Source organism: Bartonella sp. CE47NXGY, assembly GCF_042195415.1.
In the GTDB taxonomy this organism is placed as follows: domain Bacteria; phylum Pseudomonadota; class Alphaproteobacteria; order Rhizobiales; family Rhizobiaceae; genus Bartonella.
Genome location: NZ_JBHIOI010000138.1, coordinates 1 through 1,380, shown reverse-complemented (window position 1 = coordinate 1,380; position 1,380 = coordinate 1). Strand labels below are relative to the sequence as shown.

2 protein-coding genes and 1 pseudogene are annotated in these 1,380 nt (G+C 41.3%); all 3 read right to left on the bottom strand.

What is annotated here, in order from left to right; all coding sequences use genetic code 11:
* Positions 1 to 230: pseudogene (locus ACFIL3_RS10165) on the bottom strand (integrase); the annotation flags it as partial.
* 2 nt (positions 231 to 232) lie between these two features.
* Entirely contained in the window at positions 233 to 481 is a 249-nt protein-coding gene (locus tag ACFIL3_RS10160; RefSeq protein WP_375632710.1) for a hypothetical protein, read from the bottom strand.
* A gap of 126 nt (positions 482 to 607) precedes the next feature.
* The gene (locus ACFIL3_RS10155; protein WP_375610752.1) at positions 608 to 1,153 is read right to left on the bottom strand and encodes a hypothetical protein; all 546 of its coding nucleotides are present in this window, start codon (positions 1,151 to 1,153) and stop codon (positions 608 to 610) included.
* Between the last annotated feature and the right edge of the window lie 227 nt (positions 1,154 to 1,380).

Here is a 1,380-nt window from a genome sequence, read left to right as displayed (position 1 = left end):
TGATGCAACAACCAATCGAAAGACCCTTCTGTGAGTCTGGTACGCCTCTTTGTTTTGGAGGAGCCATTTTGAGCTTGCTTAAGAGCAAGCGTATAATTATCGACAAACTCTTGCGTTCCATAGGTTCCTTCAATCCGAAACCGTGGTCCATGACCAATACGTACATACCATATGATTTTACCATGGCGTGTGCGTTCACGAACAAGATGCGGTGGACGGCGTTTTGGCATGGCTAAAACTTTATACCGTCAACAGAGGGACACGATTTGCTGGTATCGTAGTCTTTTTGTTCATTTTCAAGCGGTGGAAAATCGTCAATGCTATAAGTATTATCTATCGTTCTGGGTGTTACGATTTTATTGATATGAATTAATAATTCACCAGTAGGCTTGATTTCTACAACCTCTGCTCCTTGTTTTTTAGCTTCTCGTAAAGCTCGTGCAATGGCTGGTTGTGTTATAGTAGGTTGGCGGTGTGCCATATCTGTTCCCCTTCATTTTAGATGCAATTCCCCCGTGGCGTGAATCACGCTGGTGTTTAAAAGTTGGTTTTTCGGTGTTAGAAACGGCTTATAGAGATACTATAAGATTAGTAGTTCGTTATTTTCTCATCTGGTTTTTTCTCTAGTTGAGATTCTTCTATCGTCATCAATCCAGTCGTTCCAACATACACATGCATCACCGTAAATTTTTGCATGACCGTAAATATGCGCATCACCGTAAACTTGCGCATTGCCGTAAACACGCGCCCTATCGTAAATGTATGCCTCTTCGTAAACTTGTGCATTGCCATAAACTTCTGCATTATCAAAAACGTTCGGTTCACCGCAAATATATGCATCACCGTAAACTTCTGCATGACCGTAAATGCATGGTTCATCGAAAACTTCTGCTTTGCCATAAATACGAGAATTGTCGTAAACCTCGGCATAACCGTAAACATGTGCATTTTCGTAAACCTTAGCATCATCATAAACCTTGGCATAACCCCCAACCCAGCAATTGCCATCATGACTTAGATTGTCTTCTTTCTCGATATAGCCGCCAAGATCACCTTTCTTGACGTCCCCCAAATCTCTCAATGCACGAATGCGGCGGAGCGTTTTGCGCCCAACTTCGATTGTTTCATCAGTCAGTTCATATTTCTTTTCCATGGTTTATTTCCTTGATTTGCGTACAATTCACCCATTTCGTGAATCACGCATGACTTAAAAGTGTTAAGAAGGGTGGTGGTGCTAGGAGGCATTTGTGAAGAGAAGCACCTCCATATGTAAAAAATCTGTAAGTTTATTTTTTAGATGTGTTTAATTTCATATTTCCAATCAGGCAATTGAGTAAGAGCTAATGCGAGTTGTCCTCTATGACACATGCATACATTGGC